Origin of the sequence: Microbacterium aurantiacum (assembly GCF_040532595.1) — a bacterium.
Lineage (GTDB): Bacteria > Actinomycetota > Actinomycetes > Actinomycetales > Microbacteriaceae > Microbacterium > Microbacterium chocolatum_B.
This window is the reverse complement of record NZ_JBEVYX010000001.1, coordinates 836612-862977: the sequence shown is the minus strand read 5'-3', so window position 1 is coordinate 862977 and position 26366 is coordinate 836612. Positions and strand designations below refer to the sequence as shown.

Here is a 26366-nt window from a genome sequence, read left to right as displayed (position 1 = left end):
CGGGGGGCTTGCATCCGTGCGCAGGAGGGCGCATGATGCCCCGCCCTTGTTAGCCTCGATGCATGGGACGCGCGACACGTCCTCCTCGGACGCCCTCCGCACGCGGCCCCGGCCGCGCATCGTCCCGAGCCCTGGTGGTGGGCGCGATCGTCGCCGCGGCGGCCTCGATCGCCGTCGTCGCCGCCGTCAGTGCGAGCGAGCGGTTGCCGCGCGAGCAGCGCTCGCCGACGGTCTCCCTCCCCCCGGAAGCGTGGGCGACACCGGGCTCGCCCACGCCCACGCCCGCGCCGACCGTGGAACCGACTCCTGACCCGCCTCCGCGGGTGGCGTTCCTCGGCGACTCGTACACGCAGGGCGGGGGAGCGGAGACGAACGACGACCGCTGGAGCACCCTCGTTTCCCGTGACCTCGGGTGGGTCGAGAAGAACCTGGGGCTCGGTGGCACGGGGTTCGTCACGACCAACAGCTTCCTGGGGTGCGGTCGCGAGTACTGCCCGACCTACGTCGAGATGGTCGCGGAAGCCGTCGAGCTCGGACCCGACATCGTCGTCGTGGCCGGTGGGCAGAACGACCTGCCGGCCTTCTCCCGCGACCCGGATGCCGTTCGCGCGGCCGTCCACGAGACGTACGGTTCCCTGCGCGGCCACCTGCCCGAGGCGGACATCGTGGCGGTCGGCCCGTCGACCCCGTGGGACATCGACGATCTCGTCCGTGCGCTGGACGACGCCGTCCGGGAGGCGGCGGAAGCGGTGGGTGCGCAGTACATCTCGATGCTCGATCCCAACGTCATCGACCCCGCCCACGCCCTCGGTGACGGGCACGTCGGCAACGACGGACATCGCGCGATCGCCGACCGCGTGGTCGATGCATTTATTGCTAATTAATCTCGATAGAGATCCCTCAATCGAGGCGCAAATGTCGTAGGTGTGTTCTAGTCTTCGGGTATGGATGGTTCGTGTCTTGAGGGCATCGCGGGGGCGTTGGCGGGGTTGGTTGCGGCGGGTGGTGACCGGCCGGTGGGGGCGTTGGCGCCGGGGGAGTTGCTGGGGGTGCTGGAGGCGTTGGGGGCGTTGAAGCGTCGGGTGGATGCGGGGCTCGCGCCGGTGGCTGCGGAGATCGCTCGGCAGTCGCGTCGGGAGCTCGGTGGGGATTCTTTGGCGCGGAGGGCGGGGTTCTCCTCGGCCCCCGTGCTGGTGGCGACCACGGTCGGAACCACGGTGGGGGAGGCGGTGCGGTGGGTGCAGGTCGGGGAAGCGACGGCACCCCGCATGGCCCTGACCGGTGAGGCACTCCCCGCGAGGCATCCGCACGTGGCCCGCGCGGTCGCAGACGGCACCCTCGGGGTGACGGGCGCTGCGGCGATCACCGCGCTGCTGGACCGTGTCGCACTGCGCGTGGACCCGGAACGGCTCGAGCGGGCGGAGGAGGAACTGGTGGGGTTGGTGCCGGGGCTTCGCCCGGATCAGCTGGCGAAGCTCCTCGCCCGCGCGGAAGCGCACCTGGACCCCGACGGCATCGCACCCCGCCACGAGGAGTGCGTCGCCGACCGGTCGTTCACCCTCCAGGAACGCGACGGAATGCTGCACCTCACGGGGAAGCTGGATGCGGAGACCGGGGCGCCGGTGAAAGCGGCGATCGAGGCGATCGTGGGTGGGGTGCTGCGCCGCAACGAACACGCCGACACCGGTGAGCAGGATCCGCGGTCGGTGCGGCAGATCCAAGCGGATGCTCTCGCGGACCTGTGCCGTCACGCGATCGGCTGCACGGAGGTCCCCACCGGCCCGCAGGCCACCATCGTGGTGCGGGTGGACCTGGCCGACCTGGAAGCCGGCACGGGCGCGGCGACCATCGACGGGGTCACCCAACCGATCCCCGCCGGGGCCGTCCGGCGCCTTGCCGCCGACGGTCAGGTGATCCCGTGCGTCCTCGGCGGGGACAGCGACATCCTCGACTGGGGACGAACAAGACGCCTGTTCACCCCGGCGCAGAAGCTCGCCTTGATCGAACGCGACGGCGGATGCGTGTCCTGCGGGGCACCCCCGGCCTGGTGCCACGTGCACCACGTCTCCTGGTGGAAACGCGACGGAGGATCCACCGACCTCGGCAACGGTGTGTTGCTGTGCACCGGGTGCCATCACCGCCTCCACGCCGACGGGTGGGACATCCACATCGACGGACCCGGCACCCACGCCACCGTCTGGCTCATCCCCCCACCCTGGATCGACCCCCAACGCACCCCACGCCCCACCGGCACCCGCAGATACACCCTCACCGCCTGACGCGGATCACGGCGCACCATTCGCGCGTGCCGCTCGGGCCTGACGCATCACGCGAGGTACGCGTCGACGAGAAGCGGTCCGCGGATGCCTCTCAGCGTGTTGATCAGCCGCGTCAGCGTCGCCCTGTTCCAGGCCGACGCCTGCAGGTCGTGCGGTCCGAGGGGTGCGAGCTTTCCGGTGCGGATCCGCACGACCTCCCACTTCGCCGCGCGAAGCGCCCGGTCCTTCCGGCGGTCGGCCTCCTCCCGGGTTCCGACGTGCTCCAGCCCGTGCCGGCCTGTGCTGTCGTACTCGATCGCGACGCGCAGCTCGGCCAGAACGATGTCGGGCCACACCTCGACGTGGTCGAAGAACGGGCGAGCGATCCGCACCGCGTTCAGCCCCGGGGTCAGAGGAAGCCTGCCGAACAGATCGGCTCGCAGCTGCGCTTCGACCGCGGATGCGGGGCGCGGCGCGCACTCCGACACGAAGGGCGTGCCCACGGGCAGGGTGGGGGTTTTCGCACAGATTCTCTGCGGCGCCTTCGGCTTCCGTGCTCGAAGTAGGGTGCGCTTCGCTATCGCATCCGGCGCGCCGCGGACCCCCGCATTGCCCGCCACGGCGGACATGCCAGCAATGCCCGCGTTGCCAGAAATGCCCGCATTGCCCGCGACGCCGACCGAGTCCGGATCCGGCACAGTCACGGAATCGCGCATCGGCAGCGCCGGCGCGGGGCGGGCGCGCTGCGTGCAGTCCGGGCACCACGCCGATCGCCGTCGTTCCCGCCCGGGGCGGTGGCGCTGCTCGTCCGGGGTCGCAGCGAACGCGTGGCCCGCCTCGCACTGCCACAGCAGCAGCACGTCCGCCGCGGGCGGGATCTGGCTCAGGACGATCCCCGCATTGAGCTCGGGGTGGTATTGGCGGATGAGTGCGGGGAAGGCGGCCCACGCCTCGCGGTACGTGCCCACCGGGTACGGCACGTCGGTGCCCTTGGAGAACTGGCGACGCGCCCACCACAGCTCGACCCGCTCTGCCATGAGGGGAGGGTACGACGCCCGTCCGACATCACTCGTGCTCGGGAAGCACCGGCGTCGACCAGCCCGGGTCGCGCCCCAGCTGGGCGGCTCGCGCGACGGAGGACGCGCCGAACCGGTCGCGCACCGCGTCGAGCACCGTGTCGAGTCGCGCTCCGTCGTCCCACTCGAGGGGGAGCTCGGGCGGAACGCCGTCGACCGGTCCCAGCTGCGAGAGCGACACGCCGATCAGCGTCACGCCCCGCTCGGCGATGTCGGGGAGCGCCGCCTCCAGCAGCCCGCGCGCGACCCCGAGCAGGATGCCGGTGCGGTCGGTCGCCGCGCGGAGGCTCCGCGATCGCGTGGCCTTCGTGAAGTCGCCGAAGCGCAGGCGGAGCACGACGGTGCGGCTGACCCGATTCTTCTCGCGCAGCCGGCGGCCGAGCCGATCGACGATCTGGGTGAGGAACAGGTCGAGTTCCTCCGGTGTGCGCGGGCGGGTGCCGAGGGCGCGCTGCGAGCCGATCGACCCGCGTCGCTTCGTCGTGTCCACGGGGCGGGGATCGCGGAGCCGCGACAGCGCGTGCAGGTGCGCACCCGCCGCCCTGCCGAGGAGCCGTTCCGCGGTCGCGGCTTCCAGGTCGGCCAGTTCGCCGACGGTATGGATGCCGAGACCGTGCAGTTTCGCGGCGGTCGCCTTCCCGACGCCCCACAGCCGCTCGACCGGCAGGGGGAGGAGGAACTCCTCCTCCCGGTTCGGCTCGACCACGAGCAGGCCGTCGGGCTTGCTGACGGCGCTGGCGACCTTCGCGAGGAACTTGGTGCGGGCCACGCCCACCGAGATGGGCAGTCCCACTTCCGTGCGCACCCGCTCGCGGAGGCGCACGGCAATCTGCTCGGGCGTGCCGGCGATCCGTCGGAGCCCGCCCACCTCGAGGAACGCCTCGTCGATGGACAGGCCCTCCACGAGCGGAGTCGTGTCGTGGAAAATGGCGAACACCGCCCGACTCGCCGCCGAGTACGCCTCCATCCGAGGCGGTACGACCACGGCATCCGGACAGAGGTCCCGCGCCTGCCGCCCGCCCATCGCTGTCCGCACCCCGCGCGCCTTCGCCTCGTAGCTCGCGGCCAGCACCACGCCGCCGCCCACGATGACCGGCCTTCCACGGAGTTCGGGTGCGTCGCGCTGCTCGACCGAGGCGTAGAACGCGTCGAGATCGGCGTGCAGCACCGTCGCCTCGCCCTGCATCCGTCTTCCCCTCCCGCGCACGCGGATCGTCCCACGCACCGGCGACATCGGAGACCATTGGCGGTTCGCTGATGACATCGACCATCGTTCTCAATTGCATGAATACATAGCGATTCATTGATACGTGAGGCATGATCGAGGAATGATCACGGAACCCGGGCTGGCCGAGGCGGCGCAGCTGTTCAAGGTTCTGGGCAGCGAGTCACGGCTCGGTCTTCTGCGCCTCATCGGGGCGGAGCCGCAGACGGTGGGGGCACTGGTGGAGGCGACGGGACTGTCGCAGCCGCTCGTCTCCCAGCATCTGCGGACGCTCCGTCAGGTGGGGCTGGTGACCACGAGCCGCTCGGGGAGGGAAGTCACCTACGCCCTGGCGGACCGCCACGTCGCCCACGTGATCGAGGACGCGCTCGCGCACGTCCAAGAACCCCATCCCACCGATCCGCACACGAGGAGCACGCCATGAGCACGACCGAGACCCACGCCGAGCACACCGTCGCCGAGCACGCCCACGGCGAGGCCTGCGGGCACGAGGCCGTCAGCCACGACGACCACGTCGACTACGTGCACGACGGCCACAAGCACGCCCTGCACGGTGACCACTACGACGAGCACTGAGCTCGCCTCACCCCCGCAGCACCTCGGCGAGGCCACCGTCGGGGAGGGCGATCCAGCCCTCCGCCGCGGCGATCTCGCCGAGGTGTCCCGGCACGGGGTGCGTGCGTCCGCGGCGGTGCGCGATCGTCGCGAGTGCGGCGATCAACGCGTCGAACGCATCCGCCGAGCGCACCATCAGCTCCCGCTGCGACGCGGTCGTGCCGATCGGCGCCGCCGCCGCGAGGACGCGGTCGAGCGTCGCGGCCCGCGCGTCCGGGTCGACCTTGTACCGCGGCTCGAGCAGGCCCCATATCCGCAGTGACGCCGCCGGGTAGACCTCGACGAAGCGGCCCGATCCGGCGCGGTCGACATGCTCTCCGGCGCGGGCGAACCGGTCGAGCAGCACGGCGCACCGCATCGCCGTGAGGCCCAGGCGATCGGTCGAGACGCTGAGGGGCCATCGTCCGGTCCGCCGCTGCACTTCGACGTCGGTCCGGCGGTAGGCGAGCGGGCGACGGCCGTCCTTGCCGGTCGGCGCCGTCTCCGGCATCCGCCCGGCGGCGTGGGCGGAGACGAACTCGACGAAGGCCGCCGGCCAGCCGAACGCGCAGTCGATTCCGACGCCGTCCGCGCCGGCCGCCGCGGCCACGATCGCGTCGTCATCGGCGCCGAGGTGCAGGTCCCGCAGACGCAGCGTCGTACCGTCGGCGTCGAGTCGCGCGACAGCCGTCGCGGCGGGTTCGGCCGCGAGATCGATGCCCACGCAGATCACCCGCTCACCCTACGGCGCCGGTCGCGGACCCCGACGGATCCGCACACACCGGATCGTCAGTCAACACGCAGACGGTGTTCGACTGTGCTCGCTACTCTCGGTGCATGTCCGCGTCATCGGCCCCCTTCGACGCTCCCTTCGAGAGGGAGATCCGCGACGACATCGCCCACGCGGAGCGCAGCGGCAACGTCTGGACCCGGTCGATGCGTCGGGGTCGCGCGTTCATCGCCCGGCACCCCCTCCTTCAGGTCGCCTATCGCATCGCGATCGGCGTGGTCGGCACCGTGGTCTCCGTTCTCGGCCTCATCCTGGTGCCGTTACCCGGTCCCGGCTGGCTGGTCGTCTTCCTGGGCCTGGCGATCCTCGGCACCGAGTTCCATTGGGCTCGCCGCATCTCGCTGTGGGGCAAGCGCATGCTCGAGCGCTTCTGGACGTGGTGGCGTGCACGTCGCGCCGCGCGTCAGGCGCGTTCCACCGGCTGAGGATTCCGGATGCCGAGGAGCGACGTGATCGCTCCCGCGAACAGCAGTGCCGCAGTGGCGATGGCCGCGCGATGGAACCCGTCCACGTCCAGCGCGCCGCCGACGATCGCCGCCAGGACCGCGACCGCCATGAGCCCCGCGATCCGCGCGACGGCGTTGTTGACGGCGGACGCGATTCCGGACCTCTCCGTCGAGACGGCACCGAGGACGGCCGCCGTCAGGGGTGCGACGGTCGCCGACAGTCCGAGCCCCATGAGCAGCATGCTCGGCAGCATCTGCCAGGGGTAGGAGAACGGTTCGCCGACGGTGAGCAGCAGCAGCGCCCCGATCGCCATGAGCGCGGGACCCAGCGTCATGAACCAGCGAGGCCCGACCCGGCCGCTCCACGCGCCGAAGCGCGAACTGAGCAGGATCATCAGCACCGTCACCGGAAGACTCGCCAGCCCCGCGAGCGTCGCGGGGAAGCCCACCTCCTGCTGGAGGAAGACCACGACCACGAACCCGTTGAGCGACAGCGCGGCGTAGACGAAGAACGTCGCGACGTTCCCCGCGGTGAAGACCCGTGCGCGGAACAGATCGAGCGGGAGGATCGGCGCGCGCACGCGGCGCTGGCGGAGGACGAACGCGGTGAACAGCACGACGCCGAGTCCGCCCGGTATCCAGATCGCGGGGGAGGAGGCGCCGAGGTTCGGCTGCTCGATGAGGGCGAAGACGATTCCGGCGAGACCGAGCGTGCACAGCACCGCACCGACGACGTCGATCGCGGCATCCGGGGCGCGGGTGTCGCGGAAGTCGCCGCGGGCGAGGAGGACCAGCGTGACGGCGATCGGCACCACGTTGATGAGGAACGCCCAGCGCCACGACGCGGTGTCCACGAAGACGCCGCCGATGACGGGACCGGCGATCATCGCGGTGGTCGTCATCGCGGTCCACAGACCGATGGCGCGGGCCTGCGCGGGGCCGCGGAAGTGCGCGGTGATGAGGGCGAGCGAGCTCGGGACGAGGAAGGCGCCCGCGGCGCCCTGCACGGCTCGCGCGACGATCAGGACCTCCGCGGTGGGGGCGGCGGCGATCGCGACCGAGGCGACACCGAAGCCCCACAGACCGATGCGGAGCACGAGCGTCCGGCCGAAGGCGTCGCTCACGGAGCCCGCGACGAGGATGAGCGCTCCGAGGGTGATGAGGTACGCGTCGACGACCCACTGCTGCGTGGTGAGGCCACCGCCGAGCTCGTCGCTGATCGCGGGGAGGGCGACGGTGGCGACGGTGGAGTCCAGGAAGGCGACGAACGACCCGAGCACGGCGACGGCGAGCACGGTGCGCTGCGTCCCGGTCATGCGTGCGGCGGAGTCGGTCACGCGCTCACGTTACGCCTCGGCACCGACGGCGTCCGCCGTCAACCCCCGATCCTCGCCGCGATCGGTGAGTATCGTCCCGATCATGAGTGCTTCGAAGGATGCCGCGCGCAAGGCCCAGGATTCGACCGCGTTCCGGGTCGCCGCCCGCGTCGGCTACGTCGTCCTCGGGCTCCTCCACCTCGTCATCGGGGCGATCGCCATCTCGATCGCCACCGGATCCGGCGGCGGCGAGGCCGATCAGAGCGGCGCGATGCAGCAGATCCGGGACGCCCCCGCGGGGGTCTTCGCCCTCTGGGCGGTGGTCGTGGGGCTCGCGGCCCTCGCGGCCTGGCAGATCGCCGAAGCCCTCCTCGAGCGCGATCCCGACACGAAGAAGGCGTGGGCGCACCGGATCAAGTACCTCGGCACCGCAGCGACCTACTTGGCGATCGGTTTCACCGCGGCCGTCTTCGCCGCCGGGGGCAGCTCCGACTCGGAGGACTCGGCGTCCTCGTTCAGTCAGACGCTCATGTCGGCTCCGGCGGGGGTCTTCCTGGTGGGACTGGTGGGGCTCGTCATCCTCGGGATCGGTGTCGCGTTCGTCTTCCGCGGCGTGACGCGGAAGTTCGAGGAGAAGCTCTCCCTGCCCGGCGGAACGGCGCGGAAGGGCATCATCGCCTTCGGTGTGGCCGGGTACGTGGCCAAGGGCATCGCCATCGGCGTCGCCGGCATCCTTTTCCTCGCTGCGGCCGTCACGCACGACGCGGAAGCCGCCGGCGGGCTGGATGCCGCGCTGAAGGCGCTGGTCGCACTGCCGTTCGGCCCCGTGGTGCTGTGGATCGTGGGAGTGGGACTGATCCTCTACGGCCTGTTCTCGATCGCCCGCGCCCGCTACGCGCGCATGTGATCGGGGCCCTCCCGCCCGCGGCGGGCCCGCCCCTATGCTGAGCGCGTGAGCACGTACGCGACCTCCGTCCTGCACGCTCGACCCGTGTTCGAGAGCGAGCTGGGGACGGTCACCCAGATCACCTCCGCGGAGCTCCCGGTGCTGCACCGGCTGTCACTGAAGCGCGTCGTGCTGCAGCCCGGCGCCGTCCGGGAGCCGCAGTGGAACGTCGACGCGAACCAGATCTCCTACTGCATCTCCGGGACCGTCGTGGTGTCCGTCCTCGGCAACGGTGACAGTTTCTCTCGATTCCTCGTCGGACCCGGGCAGATGTACCACGTCGAGTCCGGAGCGGTCTACCACATCGAGAACGTCGGTGACGAGGTCGCCGAGCTCGTCCTGGTCCTCCGGGCGGAGTCGCCTCGGCACTTCTCCTTCGCGGACAGCGTCGCCGCCATGACCGACGCCGTGCTCGGCAACACCTACGACACGGATGCCGCGGCGTTCACCGCTCTGCCGCGCGGCGCCTCGGCGCAGATCGTCTCGCGCGACGCGGCGGCGGTGCTGTCACCGGGACTGCGCCTGCCCGACGCGCGGCAGTTCGACGTCGAGGCGCAGAATCCGCCGTTGGCGTATCCCTACGGAAGCGCGCACCTGGCTCGGCGGCAGTTCTGGCCGGCGCTCGAGGACCTGTCGATGTACTCGCTCCGCATCGGCGGACAGGGGATGCGCGAGCCCCACTGGCATCCTGTGACCGCCGAGCTCGGCTACGTGCAGTCGGGGCATGGGCGGATGCGGGTGCTGAGTCCCGAGGGCCGTCTGGAGGAGTATCTGCTCGCTCCCGGCGACGTGTACTTCATCCCGCGCGCCTACCCGCATCACATCGAGTCCCTCACCGACGACGGCGTGCACTTCCTCGTCTTCTTCGATCAGCCGATGCCCGGCGACGTCGGGTACCGCGCGACGGCGACGGCCTTCACGCCCGAGGTGCTCGCCGCGTCCTTCGGCGTTCCCGTGGAGCAGTTGCCGCCGCTGCCGCCGACTCCGATCGATCCCCTCATCGTGCCGCGCCGCAACCCCCGCGATCCGGCCTGAACGCCTACTCGGTGCCGTCCCCGCGGTCAAGAGCGACACCGGGGTGGGTACCTGGCCTAATCTGAGCGACGTGCAGACATGGCCTGGATCGAGCTACCCCCTGGGAGCGACCTTCGACGGTAACGGGACGAATTTCGCCCTGTTCAGCGAGGGCGCCGACAAAGTGGAATTGTGCCTCTTCGACGATGACGGAGAGGAGACGCGCATCGAGTTGCGCGACGTCGACGCGTACGTGTGGCACGTCTACCTCCCCGAGGTGCGGCCGGGGCAGGTGTACGGCTACCGCGTGCACGGCCCCCATGACCCCGCGAACGGCATGCGGTTCAACCCCAACAAGGTGCTCCTCGACCCCTACGCCAAGTCCGTGGACGGTCAGGTGCAGTGGGGCCAGTCGGTCTTCGGGTACGACTTCGGCGACCCGGACTCGCGAAACGACGAGGACTCGGCCGCCGCCGCGATGAAGGGCGTGGTCGTGAACCCGTTCTTCGACTGGAGCGGCGACCGCCTGCCGAAAACCCCCTACGCCGAGTCCTTCATCTACGAGGCCCACGTCAAGGGCCTCACCCAGCTTCACCCGCTGGTGCCCGAGGAGCTTCGCGGCACGTACAGCGGCATCGCCCACCCCGCCGTCATCGAGCACCTGCAGAAGCTCGGCGTCACCGCGATCGAGCTCATGCCCGTCCACCAGTTCGTCGATGACTCCACCCTGCAGGACAAGGGGCTGTCCAACTACTGGGGCTACAACACGATCGCATTCTTCGCGCCGCAGAACACCTACGCCTCCAGCGGCCAGCGCGGCGAGCAGGTCCAGGAGTTCAAGGCGATGGTGCGCGCGCTCCACGCCGCGGGCATCGAGGTCATCCTCGACGTCGTGTACAACCACACCGCCGAGGGCAACCACCTCGGCCCCACCCTGTCGATGCGCGGCATCGACAACGTCGCCTACTACAAGCTCGAAGACGACGACAAGCGGTACTACACCGACTACACCGGCACCGGCAACAGCCTGAACGCCGGCAACCCGCACGCGCTGCAGCTGATCATGGACTCGCTCCGCTACTGGGTCCTCGAGATGCACGTGGACGGCTTCCGCTTCGACCTCGCCTCGGTCCTGGCCCGCGAGTTCTACGACGTGGACCGCCTCGCGACCTTCTTCGAACTCGTGCAGCAGGATCCGGTGGTGTCGCAGGTCAAGCTCATCGCCGAGCCGTGGGACGTCGGCCCCGGCGGGTACCAGGTCGGGAACTTCCCGCCCCAATGGACCGAGTGGAACGGCAAGTACCGCGACACCGTCCGCGACTTCTGGCGCGGCGAGCCGTCCACGCTCGGCGAGTTCGCGTCCCGCCTCACCGGCTCGGCCGACCTCTACGAGCACTCGGGCCGTCGTCCCGTGGCCTCGATCAACTTCGTCACCGCCCACGACGGCTTCACGCTGCGCGATCTGGTGTCGTACAACGAGAAGCACAACGACGCCAACGGCGAGGACGGACGCGACGGCGAGTCGCACAACCGCTCGTACAACTTCGGCGTCGAGGGTCCGACCGATGACGCCGACGTCCTGGCACTGCGCTCCCGTCAGCAGCGGAACTTCCTGAGCACGCTTCTGCTCAGCCAGGGCGTGCCGATGCTGTTGCACGGCGATGAGCTCGGCCGCACGCAGGGCGGCAACAACAACGGGTACGCGCAGGACAACGAGATCACCTGGGTCGACTGGGAGTCGGCGGACACCTCGCTGATCGACTTCACCGCTGCCCTGTCGCGCCTCCGCCGTCAGCACCCGACGTTCCGTCGCAGCCGGTTCTTCAACGGCGGCCCCGTCCGCTCCGAGGAGGGCGCTCCGGTGCCCGACGTGGTGTGGCTGCGTCCGGACGGCACAGTCATGCAGCCCGAGGACTGGGACTCCGGTTTCGGCCGCGCCGTCGGGGTGTATCTCAACGGCCACGGCATCCGTGAGCGTGATCGTCGTGGTGAGGCGATCACCGATGACCACTTCATCCTCTTCTTCAACGCGGGAGAGGAGGCGGTGACGGTGCGTCTGCCGAATGCCGACTACGGCGCGAGCTGGGACGTCCTCGTCGACACCGCTGCTCGCCTCGCGGATGGTGGGCCGGTCGCCCCGGAGGGCGAGATCGAGGTCGCCGCCCGGTCTCTGGTCGTCCTTCGCGAGCACGAGGACACCGACACCACCGTCGACCACGCGCTTTCCGCAGCGTTGAGCGCGGAGACCGCCACCTCGGCGATCCAGATCATCCCCACCCCCGCGCCCGCACCGAAACCGGAGCTGTGACATGAGGCGCGAGCCCGTCTCCACGTACCGACTGCAGATCCGCGCCTCCTTCGACCTGGATGCCGCCGCGCACCGCGCGCGGTACCTCAGTGCCCTCGGGGCGTCGTGGGCGTATCTGTCGCCGCTGCTGTCGGCGACCGACGGATCCGACCACGGGTACGACGTCGTCGACACCACCGTGATCGACCCGGCGCGCGGTGGGGCGGACGGTCTGGACCGCTTCGGCGCCGCCGCGCGGGAGGCCGGACTCGGCATCCTGATCGACATCGTCCCGAACCACATGGGAGTCTCCGCCCCGCGCGAGAACGCCTGGTGGTGGGATCTGCTGCGCCTCGGGGCGGATTCGCCGCACGCCGCGGCGTTCGACGTGGACCCGCGCCTGGGCGACGGGCGGGTCCGGCTCCCCGCCCTGGGCGGCTCCCTCGACGAGGTGCTCGCCGCGGGCGAGCTCACGCTCGACCGGACGCCGGCGGACGACGCGCCCGATGGTCTGCTGCGCTACTACGAGAACGTGTTCCCGCTCGCGCCCGGTTCGCTGGATGCGGTGGAGGATGCGGCGCTCACGGACGCCGACACGATCCGCGCCGTGCTCGCCCGACAGAACTACGAGCTGATGTTCTGGCGCCGCGAGGCGGCGGAACTCAACTACCGGCGCTTCTTCGCGGTGACCTCGCTCGCGGGTGTGCGGATCGAGCGCCCCGCGGTGTTCGATGCGACCCACACCGAGATCCTCCGATGGACGCGCGAAGGCCTCGCCGACGGGCTGCGCGTGGATCACCCGGACGGCCTCGCGGATCCGGGGGCGTATCTCGACCGCCTCGCCGCGGAGACCGGCGACGCCTACGTGCTGGTGGAGAAGATCCTCGAGCACGGCGAGACCCTGCCCGCGTGGTGGGCCACCGACGGAACGACCGGATACGACGCGCTCGCCGAGATCGGACGCGTCCTGATCGACCCGGCCGGGGAGGCGGGCCTGGACGCGCTCGACGCGCGGCTCCGCGCCGCCAGCGGCCTGCCCGCACCGCGGGAGTGGCACGACCTCATCCACGACACCAAGCGGATGATCGCCGACACCATCCAGGTCGCGGAGATCCGCCGCCTCATCCGCCTCCTCCCCGGCGATGCGCGCGCCGAGGACGAGGAGACGCTGCAGGACGCCCTCGCCGAGCTCCTCGCATGCTTCCCCGTCTACCGCTCGTACCTCCCGGCAGGTCGCGAGCACCTCGACGCCGCCGCCGCGGAGAGTCGCGCGCGCCGCCCCGAGCTCGCGGGCACCATCGACGCCCTCGTGCCCCTTCTGGCGGATCCGGCGAACGAGATCGCGCGCCGCTTCCAGCAGACGACGGGCCCCGTCATGGCCAAGGGCGTCGAGGACACGGCGTTCTACCGGCACACCCGTCTCGGTCCGCTCACCGAGGTCGGCGGCGATCCGTCGCAGTTCTCTCTGTCGGTGGCGGAGTTTCACGCGGCCCAGGCGACGCGTCTGGCCGAGTGGCCGCACGCCATGACGACCCTCTCCACGCACGACACCAAGCGCGGCGAGGACGTGCGGGCCCGACTCAGCGTGCTGGCCGAGATGCCGGACCGGTGGTCCGATCAGCTCGCCGCGTTCCAGCGCATCGGCTCGACGGGCCACGGACCGTTCGATTCCCTCCTCTGGCAGGCGATCGTCGGGGCATGGCCGGCCTCCGCCGAGCGTCTCCATGCGTACGCCGAGAAGGCCGCGCGGGAGGCCGCCGAGGCCACCGGGTGGTGGGATCCGGATGCCGACTTCGAGGAGCGGATGCACGCCGTCATCGACGCGGCGACCGGAGCGGGCGCCTCCGACGTGCAGGCGTTCGTCGACGAGATCGCCACCCCCGGCTGGATCAACGGTCTGTCCCAGAAGCTGCTGCAGCTCGCGGGTCCCGGCGTGCCGGACGTCTACCAGGGCTCCGAGCTGTGGGAGACCTCTCTCGTGGACCCCGACAACCGCCGCCCGGTCGACTTCGACCTGCGCGCGCGGATGCTCGCCGACCTCGACTCCGCGCCCGTGGGGCAGGTGCCGCCGATCGACGAGTCCGGAGCGGCCAAGCTCCTGGTCACCTCGCGCACCCTGCGGCTGCGCCGCGATCGGCCCGAACTCTTCGAGCGGTACACGCCGATGACCGCGGTCGGCCCCGCGGCCGACCACCTCGTCGCGGCGGACCGCGGCGGTGCCGTCGTCGCCGCGACCCGCCTGCCCGTCGGCCTGGCCGCGCGGGGCGGCTGGGGCGACACCGTGCTCCTCCGACGCCCCGTCCCCGCCGTCGACGCATTCACCGGCCGCCGCTTCACCGCCGGAGAGGTCGCGCTCACGGACCTCTTCGCCGACTACCCCGTGGCACTGCTCATCCGAGAGGACGATGACCGATGACCGTTGACCTGTGGGCCCCGCACGCCTCCCGGGTGCGCCTGCGCCGCATCGGACCCGACGACGCGGCCGGCGCAGACGTCGAACTCGACGCCGCCACGGACGGATGGTGGCGCGCGGACGTCGAGCTCGCCGACGGCGAGCGCTACGGCTTCGTCCTCGGCGACGGTGACGAGCTCCGCCCCGACCCCCGGTCGCGTCGCCAGCCCGACGGCGTGCACGCGGCATCCGCTCATGTCGATCTCGAGCGGCACACCTGGACCGATGCCGCCTGGACCGGGCGTCAGCTCGCCGGCGGACTCATCTACGAACTCCACATCGGCACGTTCACGCCCGAGGGCACCTTGGACGCGGCGATCGGGAAGTTCTCGCACCTGCGCGACATCGGCGTCACCCACATCGAGCTCCTTCCCGTCAACGGCGTCAACGGCGTGCACAACTGGGGGTACGACGGGGTGCTCTGGTACGCCGTCCACGAGCCTTACGGCGGCCCCGCCGCCTACCAGCGCTTCGTCGACGCCGCCCACGCCGCCGGCTTCGCGGTGATCCAGGACGTCGTCTACAACCACCTCGGCCCGAGCGGCAACTACCTGCCCGAATTCGGGCCGTACCTGCGCGAAGGCAGCCGCAACACGTGGGGGGACTCGGTCAACCTCGACGAGGACGCCGTGCGGTCCTTCATCGTCGAGAACGCGCTGATGTGGATGCGCGACATGCACGTCGACGGGCTGCGGCTGGACGCCGTCCACGCCCTCCTCGACGAGCGGGACGAGCACATCCTCGCCGAGCTGGCGCGGCGCACCGACGCCCTGTCGGCGCATCTCGGACGTCCGCTGACGCTGATCGCCGAGTCCGACATGAACGATCCGACGCTCATCCTGCCCCGGGAGGCGGGCGGCTACGGTCTCACCGCGCAGTGGAGCGACGACTGGCACCACGCCGTCCACGTCGCCGTCAGCGGGGAGACAGTGGGGTACTACGAGGACTTCGCCGACCCCGAGGCGCTGCCGAAGGTCTGGAGCCGCGGCTTCTACCACGACGGCACGTACTCGTCGTTCCGCGGGCGCGATCACGGGAAGCCGATCCCCGCCGAGGTGCCGGCCTGGCGTCTGGTGACCTTCGCGCAGGACCACGATCAGATCGGCAACCGGGCCACGGGCGACCGCCTGTCGCAGAACCTCGACGACGACCGGCTGGCGATCGCGGCGGTGCTCACGCTCACCGCGCCCGGGACGCCCATGCTGTTCCAGGGCGAGGAGTGGGCGGCGTCCACGCCGTGGCAGTTCTTCACTTCCCACCCCGAGCCGGAGCTCGGCGAGGCCACCGCTGAGGGTCGGATCGCGGAGTTCGCCGCGATGGGCTGGGACGAATCCATCGTTCCGGATCCGCAGGACCCCGAGACCTTCGAGCGCTCGAAGCTGAAGTGGGAAGAGGCGACCGGCGGACGACACGCGCGGCTGCTGTCCCTCTACCGCGAGCTCGCGCGCCTGCGCCGCGAGGTGCCCGAGCTCACCGATCCGGCGTGGCCGGACGCGGGGCAGCGCGAGGTCGCGGGCGGGCGCGTCTACCGCCTCGACCGCGGCGCCGTCACGGTGTGGGTGAACGTGTCGGAGGCCGATGTGACGGTCGAGACGGATGCCGCGGCCGAGGTGCTGCTCGCCACCGACCCCGCCACCGCGGTGATCGCCGCGGGTCTTCGCCTTCCCGCCGTCTCGGCGACGGTCGTGCGGGCGGCGGGCGGGTCCACGCGATGAACCTCCCGTGGAGCGCAGGGACGTGGACGCACGACCCGGCGGCGGTGGAGGAGGTCGGGGGAGATCTCGTCGTCACCGCGGTGGAGGGGAGCGACGCGTGGCGGCACACCTCCTACGGCTTCGTCCACGACACCGAGCACGCGCTCCTCGCCCCGTTCGCGATCGACACGGCCGTCGAGGTCGAGTTCACGGCGGCGTTCTCCGGCGAGTTCGACCAGGCGGGGATCTTCGTCCGCGCGGGGGAGGAGCACTGGATCAAGGCGGGAGTGGAGTTCGCCGACGGCGTGCCGGGTGTCGGCGCGGTGGTCACCGACATCCGCTCGGACTGGTCGATCGCACCCGTTCCGGAGTGGACCGATCGGCGGATCACCGTGCGCGTGAGCTGGACCGGTGACGCCCTCACCGTGCGCGCGGCGCCGACGGGGGAGCCGCTGCGTCTCGTGCGCGTGCTCCCGTTCCTCCCCGCCGACCCCGGTGCGGTGGGCGCGGGACCGATGGTGTGCGGTCCGACCCGCGCGGGCCTGCGCGTGCCCTTCCACGCCTGGCGCGTGACGGAGGCCGACGCCTCCCTCCACTGATCCCCGGTTCACTCGTCGCCTCGTGCGGGTGCGGCGGGCGACGACCCGCAGGACGGGACGAGTGAACCGTCAGGAGTCGGTGCTCAGGCGGACTCGCGCCAGACGACGGGGCAGTCGAGCATGATCGGTGCCTCGATGCGCTCGCCGCGCAGCTGCGCGAGGACCGCTTTCGCCGCGGCCCGCCCGAGTTCGCCCGCGGGCTGGTGGATCGTCGAGAGGGGCGGGTCGCACCGCAGGGCCCACGAGCTGTCGTCGAAACCGACGATCCCGACATCCTCGGGGACGCGGCGGCCGGCCTCCCGGAGGGCCTCGAGGGCGCCGGCGGCTACCGCGTCGCTCGAGGCGAAGACGCCGTCGATGTCCGGCATCCGTTCGAGGAGGCGGTGCATGCCCTCGCGGCCATCGGCGACGGAGTAGAGCGGCACGCTCTCCACGCGCCGCGGATCGAAATCCGCACCGAGGGCGTCGACGAATCCCGCGAGCCGGTCGGCGCCCGAGTCGCGGTCCAGCGCCGCGGCGATCATCCCGATCCGCGTGCGCCCGGTGTCGGCGAGCCGGCGGGTGATCTCGCGGGCGGCGCCGCGGTTGTCGATCGCGACGTAGGGGGCATCCCCGATGTCGCGCGGGTGGCCGACGAAGGCCGCCGGCAGGGCGAGGTCGCGGACGGCGCGGGTGATGGGGTCGCCCACGCGTGCGGAGACGATGATGACCCCGTCGATGAGGCCGCCGCTGAGGTACCGCGCGAGGCGCTCGACGTCGCGGGACGTGTCCGCGATGAGGAACGACAGCTGGTAGTCCTCCTCCGACAGCGCGGCGTTGGCGCCGAGGAGGATCGAGGCGATGTTGGGGTCCTCGACGAAGAGCGAGTGGGGCTCGTGCACGATCAGACCGATCGCCTGGGAGCTCTGCACGACGAGGCTGCGTGCGGCGCGGTTCGGCACGAAGCCGACCTTCGCGATGGCCGCCTCGATCGCCTCCCGCGCCTCGTCCGACACGTACGGCTGCCCGTTGAGCACCCGGCTCACGGTGCCGCGCGAGACGCCCGCCTCGAGGGCGACGTCCTTGACGGTGGCGCGCCGGCGACGCTCCGTGGTGGTCTCCATGAGCCCCCATCGTATTGTGAACGCGCACAACGGTCCATCCCCGTCTTGACAGGGTTTTCCGGCTGTGGCACTCTGTTCACGTTCACAGACCTCAGCGTGGAGGAATCGCTCAGATCTGTGCACGTTCACAGATCTGAGGAGACCATGCCCCGTCCCGCTTTCGCCCACGACGGCATCGCGTTCGGCTGCGACTACAACCCCGAGCAGTGGGATCGCGACGTCTGGGACGAGGACATCCGGCTCATGCGCGAGGCAGGCGTCGACCTCGTCGCGCTGAACATCTTCGGCTGGTCCCACATCGAGCCGCGCCCGGGGGAGTTCGCGTTCGAGGCGCTCGACGACATCCTCGGGCGGCTGCACGCCGCCGGGATCGCGGTCAACCTCGGCACCGGCACCGCGTCCACCCCGGCGTGGCTGACGACGCGGCATCCCGAGATCCTCCCGATGGCGGAGGACGGCACGCGGCGCTACCCGGGTGGTCGTCAGGCGTGGTGCCCGAGCTCACCGGCCTATCGCGCGGCGTCGCTGCGCCTGGTCGAAGCGGTCGCCGAGCGGTACGGGACGCACCCCGCCGTCACCCTGTGGCACGTCTCGAACGAGCTCGGCTGCCACAACGCCCTCTGCTACTGCGACGACAGCGCTGCCGCGTTCCGCGTATGGCTCGCCGACCGATACGGCGACATCGCGACCCTCAACCGGGCGTGGGGAACGGCGTTCTGGAGTCAGACCTACGGCGAGTGGGACGAGATCCTGCCCCCGCGGGCCGCGCTGTCGGCGCGGAACCCCGGTCAGCTGCTCGACTTCCACCGCTTCAGCTCGGATGCCGTCCGGTCGCAGTACCGCGCCGAGGCGGAGGTGCTCCGCCGCATGAGCGACGTCCCCGTCACGACCAACTTCATGGTCACGGCGCATATCGAGAACATGGACTACTGGACGTGGGCCGACGAGATGGACGTCATCGCCAACGACCACTACCTCGATCACCGTCTGGGCGACCCGGTCAGCGAGCTCGCCTTTGCGGCAGACCTCTCCCGGGGCCTGGCCGAAGGTGCTCCGTGGATGCTGATGGAGCACTCCACCGGGGCGGTCAACTGGCAGCCGCTGAACCTCGCGAAGGACCCTGGTCAGCTCGTCCGGAACTCCCTCACCCACGTCGCCCGCGGCGCGGACGCCGTGTGCTTCTTCCAATGGCGCGCCTCCGTCCAGGGCGCCGAGAAGTTCCACTCCGCGATGCTCCCGCACGCCGGCACCGACAGTGCGCTGTGGCGCGAGGTCGTCGAGCTCGGCCGTATCGTCGAGGACCTGCGCGAGGTGGCCGGGTCCCGCGTCGTCGCCGAAATGGCGATGGTGTTCTCGTGGGAGTCCTGGTGGGCGGCCGACACCGAATGCCGTCCCTCGCACGCGCTGGGCTATCTCGACCAGGTGCATGCGACCTACGCGGCCCTGCACTCCCTCGGGCTCACCGTCGACGTCGTCCGTCCGGGTGCGGACCTGTCCGCGTACCGACTCGTCGTCGTCCCGGGCCTGCACCTCGTGCGCGCCGCCGAAGCGGCCGTCCTCGTGGACTGGGTCGTCGCCGGCGGCACCGCCGTGGTGACGTTCTCCAGCGGCATCGTCGACGAGGAGGACCGCGTCTGGGCCGGCGGCTACACGGGTCCCTTCCGCGAGATGCTCGGCATCCACGTCGAGGAGTTCGCGCCGGTCGCCCCCGGTGTCGACCTCGCCCTCACCGACGGCTCGCGCGCGACGCTCTGGTCCGAGCGGCTGCGTGCCACCACCGCCACGGCGCTCGCCGCCTTCGCCGACGGCCCCGCCGCGGGTTCCGCAGCCCTCACCCGCAACGCGTGGGGCGAGGGGACGGCGTACTACATCGCAACGCTCCTGGACCCCGCCGCGCTGCGCGCGGTCCTCGCCGAGGCCGCGGATGCCGCGGGGGTCGCCCCCGCCGCGACGACCGACGCGCCCGCCGGCGTCGTCGACCTCGTCCGCCGCCGCGGCGACGACGCCTCGTACCTGTTCGTCATCAACCCCTCCGCCCACCCCGTGACCGTCGACGTGCGCGGCCACGAGATCGTCACCGCCACCACGATCGAGGACGCCCTCGTCGTACCGGCCGGCACCGCGCGCGTCGTCCGAGAGGAGACCGTCTCATGACCGCATCCGTCGCGGTGGACCGGCGCCCCGCGTCGTCGCCGCCCGATCGTCCGCGTCGACGCCACGTCCCGCACAAGGGGGCGATCGTCGCCTTCACGGCGCCGTTCATCATCCTCTTCCTGCTCTTCTACCTCATCCCGATCGGCTACGCGATGTGGCAGTCGACGCTCGTCATCGAGCGCGAGGGCACCTTCGGCGAGGCGCGGCAGGTCTTCGGGGGCTTCGCCCAGTACGCCCTGGTGTTCCAGAACACCGCCTTCTGGACGTCCGTCGGCCGCGTCCTGCTCTTCGGCGTCGTCCAGGTCCCCGTCATGCTGGGGCTCGCCCTCCTGTTCGCCCTCCTGCTGGACTCGCCGCTGCTCAAGGGCCGCCGCTTCTTCCGCCTCGCGTTCTTCGTGCCCTACGCCGTCCCGGGCGTCATCGCCGCGATCATGTGGGGCTTCCTCTACTCGCCGAACCTCTCGCCGTTCAGCGAGGTCACCTCGCGCGTCGACTTCCTCTCGGCCGACCTGGTGCTGTGGTCGATCGCCAACGTCGTCACGTGGGTCTTCGTCGGCTACAACATGCTGATCATCTACTCGACGCTCCTCGCGATCCCCACCGACATCTACGAGGCCGCCCGCCTGGACGGTGCCGGTCAGGCGCGGATCGCGTGGTCGATCAAGATCCCGCTCGTGCGGCCCGCGCTGGTCCTCACCGGTGTGCTGTCGATCATCGGCACGCTGCAGCTCCTCGCCGAACCGCAGACGTTCCGGGCGTTCAGCTCCGCGGTGACGAGCACGTACACCCCCAACATGACGATCTACGCGACCAGCGCGGTGCCCAACGTGTCCCTGGCCGCGGCCTTCTCGGTCGTGCTGGCTCTGGCGACCTTCGTCCTCTCCTTCACCTTCCTGCGCCTGAGCCGACGGGGGACCCAGTCATGAGCGCGACGACATCCGCCACCCGAGCGATCACCACCGGCCGCGGACGTCCGCGGATCGCGGCATCCGGACCGCGCGAGAGCATCCTCTCCCGCGCCGGCGCCATGGTCGTCATGTCGGTGTTCACCCTGTACTTCCTCGTGCCGCTGTGGTGGCTGGTCGTCGCCTCCACCAAGAGCCGCGGCGACCTGTTCAGCACGAACCCCCTGTGGTTCGCCGACTTCCAGCTCATCGAGAACATCGGTGCCCTGTTCGCCTACCGTGACGGCGTCTACGGACGCTGGCTGCTCAACAGTGCCCTCTACGCCGGCCTCGGCGGCGTGATCGCCACCGTGATCGCGGCGATGTGCGGCTACGCGCTGGCCAAGTACAAGTTCCCGGGCCGCGAGGCGATCTTCAACACCGTCCTCGGCGGCGTCCTGGTCCCGGCGACGGCTCTGGCGCTCCCGCTGTTCCTGCTGTTCAGCCAGGTGCAGCTGACCAACACCCTGTGGGCGGTGCTCCTGCCGAGCATCGTGAGCCCCTTCGGCGTCTACCTCTCCCGGGTCTTCGCCGAAGCATCCGTCCCCGACGAGCTCCTCGAGGCCAGCCGGCTGGACGGCGCGGGGGAGGTGCGGACCTTCTTCACCGTCTCCATCCGCCTCATGTTCCCGGCGCTGGTGACGGTGTTCCTCTTCCAGTTCGTCTCCATCTGGAACAACTTCTTCCTGCCGCTGATCATGCTCCGCAGCGAAGAGCTCTTCCCCGTCACCTACGGGCTCTACGCCTGGAACTCCACGATCAACCAGTTCCCCGAGCTGCGCACCTTCGTGCTCGTCGGGTCGCTGCTGTCGATCGTGCCCCTCATCGTCACGTTCCTCTTGCTTCAGCGCTACTGGCGGTCGGGCCTCGGCTCGGGCGCCCTGAAGTGAGAACACACCCCGTCGGCGTCGCCGGCGGCCAACCGAGAGAAGGAATCATGCAGCACACGAAGAGAGCGGTCGGTGTCGCCCTGCTCACCGCGGGCGCCCTCGTCATGGCGGGATGCTCGGCGTCCGGCGGAGACAGCGGCGGGGATGCCGCGGCCTGCGAGCCGGCCGGTGAAGACGTCACCCTGAGCTTCACCTCCTGGATCCCCGGGATCGAGGATGCCGTGGCGATGTGGAACGACGCCAACCCCGACATCCAGGTCGAGGTGCAGACCGGCCCGTCCGGAAACGCCGGCACCTACCAGAACTTCTTCAACCAGCTCGAAGCCGGCAACGCCCCCGACCTCGGCCAGATCGAGTACGACGCCCTGCCGAACTTCCGCGTGCAGGACGGCCTCGTCGACCTCGGCGCCTGCGAAGAGGTCATGGCGGCCCAGGACGAGTTCATCGACTGGACCTGGGGGCAGGTGACCCTCGGCACCGAAGACGAGGTGTACGGCATCCCGCAGGACTCCGGCCCCATGGGCCTGTTCTACCGCAGCGACCTGTTCGAGGAGAACGGCATCCCCGTCCCCACCACGTGGGAGGAGTACCGCGAGGCGGCGGTCCAGATCCGTGAGCTCGGCGGCTACATCACCAACTTCTCGCAGACCGACATCAACCAGTTCGCCGGATTCGTCTGGCAGGCCGAGGGTCAGTGGTTCGCCAACGACGGCGACGCGTGGACGGTGGAGCTGACCGACGAGGTCTCGACGAAGGTCGCCGACTACTGGCAGGACCTCCTCGAGAACGACCTGGTCTCGACCTACCCGGCGTGGACCGACGAGTGGAACAACGCCTACAACTCCGGTGAGGTCTGGACGTGGAACTCCGCGGTGTGGGGTGCCAACTCCATCGCGAGCGGCGCGCCCGACACGGCCGGCAACTGGTCGGTGGCCGAGAGCCCGCAGTGGGAAGCCGGGGGCAGTGCCGCCGGCAACTGGGGCGGCTCCTCCATCGCGGTCTTCAACGGCACCGAGCACCCCTACGAAGCGGCGAAGTTCGCCCTGTGGCTGAACACCTCGGACGAGGCGCTGACCTCGCTGAACACCACGGCGCAGATCTTCCCCGCCACGAAGGACGGCGTGAACCTCCCGGCGCTCCAGGAGGGCGTGGCCTTCTACGGCGACCAGCCGATCTACCAGCTGTTCGCCGAGATCGGCAGCCAGGTCAACCCCAACTTCGTGTGGGGTCCGACCATGACGCAGGTCTACGCGGACGTCTCGGACGGCTTCAAGGCCGCCGTCTCGGGATCGGGCACCCTCGCCGACGCCCTCGCCGACGCTCAGGCGTCGACGATCGCGGCGCTCGAGGCGCAGTCGATCCCCGTCGCGGAGTGATCCCGGCGTGATCCATCACCTCCGTGCCGCGGGCGCGAGTCTCGTGCTCGACGCCCGCGGCGCGGGGGCACCCGTCCTGGTCCACTGGGGTCGAGATCTCGGCCCGCTGGACCAGGACGATCTGCGTGCCCTCGCCGACACCGTCATCCCCGCCGTCACCCCCAGCTCGATCGACCGCCCGCTCCGCGTCGGCGTCGTCGCCACGCTCGCCGACGGGTGGTCGGGGCGGCCCGGGCTCGACGCCCACCCCGCTCCCGGTCCCGCCCGGCACGTCTCGACGACGGATGCCGGAACGCATGCCGATGCGCGGGAGGGCGGCGCGATCGAGACCGTCGTCGCCGCCGGCGCACACGAGGTGCGCCTCCGCTTCGCACTCAGCCCGCAGGGCGTGCTCGAGGTCGACCAGCGCGTGCGCAACGTCTCGCAGGCACCCACGACGCTGCGCGCGGCATCCGTCGTCCTGCCGGTTCCCGACCGTGCGCGCGAGGTCCTCGACTTCGCCGGCCGGTGGGCGGGCGAGCGCGCGCCGCAGCGACTGACCCCCGGATTCGGCACCTGGCTGCGCGAGTCGCGGCACGGGCGCGGCGGCCACGATGCGGCGATGCTCAGCGTCGTCGGCACCCCGGGGTTCGGCTTCGGTCACGGTGAGGTGTGGGCGACGCACGTGGCGTGGAGCGGCGACACCGTGTCGTGGTTCGAGCGCTCCGAGATGGGCGCGAGCGTCATCGGTGCGGGGGAGCGCCTCGAGCACCTCGCGCTGGCGCCGGGCGAGACCTATGACGCGCCCTCGGTCGTGGCCGTCTGGTCGGCCGACGGGCTGGACGGGCTCTCGGATCGGCTGCATCCCTGGATCCGGTCGTGGGTCACGCCCCGCGGCCCGCGTCCCCTGACCCTCAACACGTGGGAGGCGGTCTACTTCGACCACTCCCTCGAGCGTCTCGCGCCCCTGGTGGACGCGGCCCGTCGTGTCGGGATGGAGCGCCTCGTCCTCGACGACGGGTGGTTCACCGGACGCACCGACGACCGACGCGCGCTCGGCGATTGGGACGTCGACCCCCGCGCCTGGCCCGACGGCCTGTCTCCGCTCATCGCCCGTGTCCACGACGCCGGCATGCAGTTCGGCCTGTGGGTCGAGCCCGAGATGGTCAACGCCGACTCGGACCTCGCCCGCCGGCATCCGGAGTGGCTGCTGACCCCGGCCGACTCGGTCTCGTGGCGGTTCCAGCAGGTGCTTGATCTGGCCCACCCCGACGCGTGGGCGTACGTCTTCGCGAAGCTCGACGCGCTGCTGCGGGAGTACCCCATCGCGGGTCTGAAGTGGGACCACAACCGCGACCTGCTCGTGGCCGACTCCCGCGCCCAGGTGCGGGCGCTCTACCGTCTGCTCGATGCGCTGCGCGCCGCGCACCCGGGGGTCGAGATCGAGTCATGCGCATCGGGGGGCGCTCGCATCGACCTCGGCATCCTGCGCCGGACCGACCGATTCTGGACGAGCGACACCAACGACCCGCTCGAGCGACAGCGGATCCAGCGGTGGACCGGCATCCTGATCCCGCCGGAGCTCCTCGGCTCGCACGTCGGCGACGAACGCGCCCACACGACCGGGCGCACGGCCACGATGGCGTTCCGCCTGGCGACGGCGCTGTTCCTGCACGCCGGGATCGAGTCGGACATCTCCCGGCTCACAGGCGCCGACCTCGATGCGCTGGCGGCATGGACCGAGGTGTACCGCCGCCATCGCGCGCTTCTGCACGACGGGCGCGTCGTGCGCGTCGACGACGTCGATGACGCCGTCCTCCAGTACGGTGTCGTCGCCCGGGAGGGGGACGAGGCGCTGTTCGCCTACGCCGTGCTCGGATCCACGGATGCCGCGCTCCCCCCGCCCGCGCGGCTGCCGGGTCTCGCGCCCGAACGCCGCTACCGCGTGGAGGTGCTCGAGATCGGGGCGCAGCCGCGCACCGTGCAGGACGCCCCGCCGCCGTGGCTCGCGGACGGGGTCGTCCTCAGCGGGGCGGTGCTGGCGGAGGGTGTCCTCCCGATGCCGCTCCTCGCCCCCGGGAACGCCGTCGTCCTCCACGTCCGGGCCGTCTGAGTGAAGTCCCCCGGCAGACGCAGATCGGTCGCCGCCTTCTGCGGGTGCGCGTACACGCGACCCGCAGAAGGCGACGACCGAAGGGGGAGGGGAGGTCAGGCGGAGGGGTCTGACGCGTCGTCCTCCGCACGGAAGGGCACGCTGCCCGCGCTGCAGTAGGAACCGGGCGAGTGCACACCGTGCGCGATGCGCAGCTCGTCGTCGGCGTCGCCCCGCGTCACCGGGCGCAGGCTCTCGTCGGCGTTCCAGGCGAATCGCTCGGCCTCCGGCATCCCCTCGTCGTGCCGGGCGAGGGCAACCGGCAGCAGGCGGAGCCGGCGGTCGACCCACTCCGCGTCCCACGGGCCCTCGGCGAAGATCTGCTCGGCCGCGCGGAATTCGTAGTAGATGGTGCGACGCAGGCGGTTGCCGGTGACGGCCTCCGACCCGTGCACCACCATCACGTCGTGGATGAGGACGTCACCGGGCTCGAGCTCGACCTGGATGACCCCGGGGGCGTCCCAGCCGTACTCCTCCTGCAGCTGGCAGACGTCGACGGGCGCGAGGTGGGACCCCGGCGCGACGCGGAGCGCTCCCTCCCCGATCCGCGAGGCGTCGAGGTAGACGTCGATGTTGAAGATCCGGTGGGTCCGCGGGTGCACGGCGTCCTGATGCCAGTCGATCGCGGCGCCGTCGCCGGTGTCCTTGAACACCATCGATTCGTACGTCGGGACGAAATTGGGCCCGGCGAGGCTCTCCGCGATGCCGAGGACCGCAGGGCTGCCGAGCAGCTCCAGCGAGGCGTCCTCGCCCTTGGAGTGCAGGTAGTCGATGCGGAACAGGCGCTGCGCGCCGCCGCGCACCGCCCACTGGTAGTCGACGGCGCTCTCGTCGGCCGGCCCGCGCGCGTGCCCTTCGGCGATCCAGCGGTCGGCGGCGTCGCGCAGACGCTGGAGCAGCGGCGCGGGGATGCGCCCCTTCAACACCAAATAGCCGTCGCGATCGAACTGCGCGATCTCCTCGGCGGTGAGGTGGTAGTCGCGGGCGTCGACGCGCGCGGAGGGTGGTGTCGCCGTGGGGGCGACCGGGGTGGTGATCGACATGCTCTCTCCTGGAAGGTGAATGGACGCT

The 26366-nt window shown here is 71.0% G+C and carries 22 protein-coding genes; 16 read left to right on the top strand and 6 right to left on the bottom strand.

Annotated features, from left to right (window positions below; all coding sequences use genetic code 11):
• The first annotated feature begins 62 nt into the window (after positions 1-62).
• Both ABXJ56_RS04180 and ABXJ56_RS04175 read left to right on the top strand, forming a co-directional pair.
• Positions 63-884 carry an SGNH/GDSL hydrolase family protein gene (locus tag ABXJ56_RS04180; RefSeq protein ID WP_353998461.1) on the top strand — a complete coding sequence of 274 codons (822 nt, stop codon included), beginning with the start codon at positions 63-65 and terminating at the stop codon, positions 882-884.
• Between the two features lie 60 nt (positions 885-944).
• Complete coding sequence (locus ABXJ56_RS04175) at positions 945-2279, top strand: HNH endonuclease (RefSeq protein WP_353998460.1); 1335 nt, start codon at positions 945-947, stop codon at positions 2277-2279.
• 47 nt (positions 2280-2326) lie between these two features.
• On the opposite strand, the gene ABXJ56_RS04170 is transcribed toward ABXJ56_RS04175, so the two are convergent.
• Together ABXJ56_RS04170 and dinB are read right to left on the bottom strand one after the other, a co-directional pair.
• Positions 2327-3295 (bottom strand): zinc-ribbon domain-containing protein, encoded by a 969-nt coding sequence (locus ABXJ56_RS04170; RefSeq protein WP_353998459.1) that lies wholly within the window; start codon positions 3293-3295, stop codon positions 2327-2329.
• Positions 3296-3323: 28 nt separating this feature from the next.
• Positions 3324-4520 carry a DNA polymerase IV gene (gene dinB, locus ABXJ56_RS04165; RefSeq protein WP_353999961.1) on the bottom strand — a complete coding sequence of 399 codons (1197 nt, stop codon included), beginning with the start codon at positions 4518-4520 and terminating at the stop codon, positions 3324-3326.
• Positions 4521-4662: 142 nt separating this feature from the next.
• Between dinB and ABXJ56_RS04160 the strand changes: the two genes are divergently transcribed.
• On the top strand, positions 4663-4983 hold the full coding sequence (locus tag ABXJ56_RS04160) for an ArsR/SmtB family transcription factor (RefSeq protein ID WP_353998458.1): 321 nt from the start codon (positions 4663-4665) through the stop codon (positions 4981-4983).
• A complete protein-coding gene (locus ABXJ56_RS04155; RefSeq protein WP_353998457.1) occupies positions 4980-5135 on the top strand; it encodes a zinc transporter permease in 156 nt (51 codons plus the stop codon). The genes ABXJ56_RS04160 and ABXJ56_RS04155 overlap by 4 nt, the downstream gene beginning before the upstream one ends.
• Positions 5136-5142: 7 nt before the next feature.
• On the opposite strand, the gene ABXJ56_RS04150 is transcribed toward ABXJ56_RS04155, so the two are convergent.
• Positions 5143-5886 carry a DUF429 domain-containing protein gene (locus tag ABXJ56_RS04150; protein WP_353998456.1) on the bottom strand — a complete coding sequence of 248 codons (744 nt, stop codon included), beginning with the start codon at positions 5884-5886 and terminating at the stop codon, positions 5143-5145.
• Positions 5887-5990: 104 nt separating this feature from the next.
• Between ABXJ56_RS04150 and ABXJ56_RS04145 the strand changes: the two genes are divergently transcribed.
• Positions 5991-6368, top strand: coding sequence for a TIGR02611 family protein (locus tag ABXJ56_RS04145; protein ID WP_353998455.1), 378 nt, complete (start codon positions 5991-5993; stop codon positions 6366-6368).
• Here the strand turns inward: ABXJ56_RS04145 and ABXJ56_RS04140 are convergent.
• On the bottom strand, positions 6347-7705 hold the full coding sequence (locus tag ABXJ56_RS04140) for an MFS transporter (protein ID WP_353999960.1): 1359 nt from the start codon (positions 7703-7705) through the stop codon (positions 6347-6349). The two genes, ABXJ56_RS04145 and ABXJ56_RS04140, sit on opposite strands and share 22 nt — an antisense overlap.
• A 103-nt stretch (positions 7706-7808) precedes the next feature.
• On the opposite strand from ABXJ56_RS04140, the gene ABXJ56_RS04135 reads away from it, so the two are divergent.
• The 6 genes from ABXJ56_RS04135 (at position 7809) to ABXJ56_RS04110 (ending at position 16697) form a co-directional block, all read left to right on the top strand.
• Positions 7809-8612 carry a DUF1206 domain-containing protein gene (locus tag ABXJ56_RS04135; protein WP_353998454.1) on the top strand — a complete coding sequence of 268 codons (804 nt, stop codon included), beginning with the start codon at positions 7809-7811 and terminating at the stop codon, positions 8610-8612.
• 45 nt (positions 8613-8657) lie between these two features.
• The gene (locus tag ABXJ56_RS04130) at positions 8658-9686 is read left to right on the top strand and encodes a cupin domain-containing protein (RefSeq protein WP_353998453.1); all 1029 of its coding nucleotides are present in this window, start codon (positions 8658-8660) and stop codon (positions 9684-9686) included.
• A 70-nt stretch (positions 9687-9756) separates the two neighbouring features.
• Complete coding sequence (gene glgX / locus ABXJ56_RS04125; RefSeq protein ID WP_353998452.1) at positions 9757-11973, top strand: glycogen debranching protein GlgX; 2217 nt, start codon at positions 9757-9759, stop codon at positions 11971-11973.
• A 1-nt stretch (position 11974) separates the two neighbouring features.
• Positions 11975-14368 (top strand): malto-oligosyltrehalose synthase, encoded by a 2394-nt coding sequence (treY, locus tag ABXJ56_RS04120; RefSeq protein WP_353998451.1) that lies wholly within the window; start codon positions 11975-11977, stop codon positions 14366-14368.
• Positions 14365-16119, top strand: a complete 1755-nt coding sequence (gene treZ, locus ABXJ56_RS04115) for a malto-oligosyltrehalose trehalohydrolase (RefSeq protein WP_353998450.1) — start codon at positions 14365-14367, stop codon at positions 16117-16119. Before treY ends, treZ begins: the two co-directional genes overlap by 4 nt.
• Positions 16116-16697 (top strand): DUF1349 domain-containing protein, encoded by a 582-nt coding sequence (locus tag ABXJ56_RS04110; protein WP_353998449.1) that lies wholly within the window; start codon positions 16116-16118, stop codon positions 16695-16697. The genes treZ and ABXJ56_RS04110 overlap by 4 nt, the downstream gene beginning before the upstream one ends.
• Positions 16698-16780: 83 nt before the next feature.
• On the opposite strand, the gene ABXJ56_RS04105 is transcribed toward ABXJ56_RS04110, so the two are convergent.
• The gene (locus tag ABXJ56_RS04105; RefSeq protein WP_353998448.1) at positions 16781-17800 is read right to left on the bottom strand and encodes a LacI family DNA-binding transcriptional regulator; all 1020 of its coding nucleotides are present in this window, start codon (positions 17798-17800) and stop codon (positions 16781-16783) included.
• A gap of 144 nt (positions 17801-17944) precedes the next feature.
• Here ABXJ56_RS04105 and ABXJ56_RS04100 point away from each other — a divergent pair, with 144 nt between their 5' ends.
• The 5 genes from ABXJ56_RS04100 to ABXJ56_RS04080 are packed head-to-tail and all read left to right on the top strand — an operon-like array spanning position 17945 to position 25256.
• Entirely contained in the window at positions 17945-19954 is a 2010-nt protein-coding gene (locus tag ABXJ56_RS04100) for a beta-galactosidase (protein WP_353998447.1), read from the top strand.
• Positions 19951-20880 (top strand): carbohydrate ABC transporter permease, encoded by a 930-nt coding sequence (locus ABXJ56_RS04095; protein WP_353998446.1) that lies wholly within the window; start codon positions 19951-19953, stop codon positions 20878-20880. Before ABXJ56_RS04100 ends, ABXJ56_RS04095 begins: the two co-directional genes overlap by 4 nt.
• The gene (locus ABXJ56_RS04090; protein WP_353998445.1) at positions 20877-21788 is read left to right on the top strand and encodes a carbohydrate ABC transporter permease; all 912 of its coding nucleotides are present in this window, start codon (positions 20877-20879) and stop codon (positions 21786-21788) included. The genes ABXJ56_RS04095 and ABXJ56_RS04090 overlap by 4 nt, the downstream gene beginning before the upstream one ends.
• Positions 21789-21835: 47 nt before the next feature.
• Complete coding sequence (locus ABXJ56_RS04085) at positions 21836-23164, top strand: ABC transporter substrate-binding protein (RefSeq protein WP_353998444.1); 1329 nt, start codon at positions 21836-21838, stop codon at positions 23162-23164.
• 7 nt (positions 23165-23171) lie between these two features.
• A complete protein-coding gene (locus ABXJ56_RS04080; protein ID WP_353998443.1) occupies positions 23172-25256 on the top strand; it encodes an alpha-galactosidase in 2085 nt (694 codons plus the stop codon).
• A gap of 95 nt (positions 25257-25351) precedes the next feature.
• Here the strand turns inward: ABXJ56_RS04080 and ABXJ56_RS04075 are convergent, their stop codons facing one another.
• Positions 25352-26338: a phytanoyl-CoA dioxygenase family protein gene (locus tag ABXJ56_RS04075; RefSeq protein WP_353998442.1), complete on the bottom strand. Its 987-nt coding sequence runs from the start codon at positions 26336-26338 to the stop codon at positions 25352-25354.
• Positions 26339-26366 lie beyond the last annotated feature (28 nt).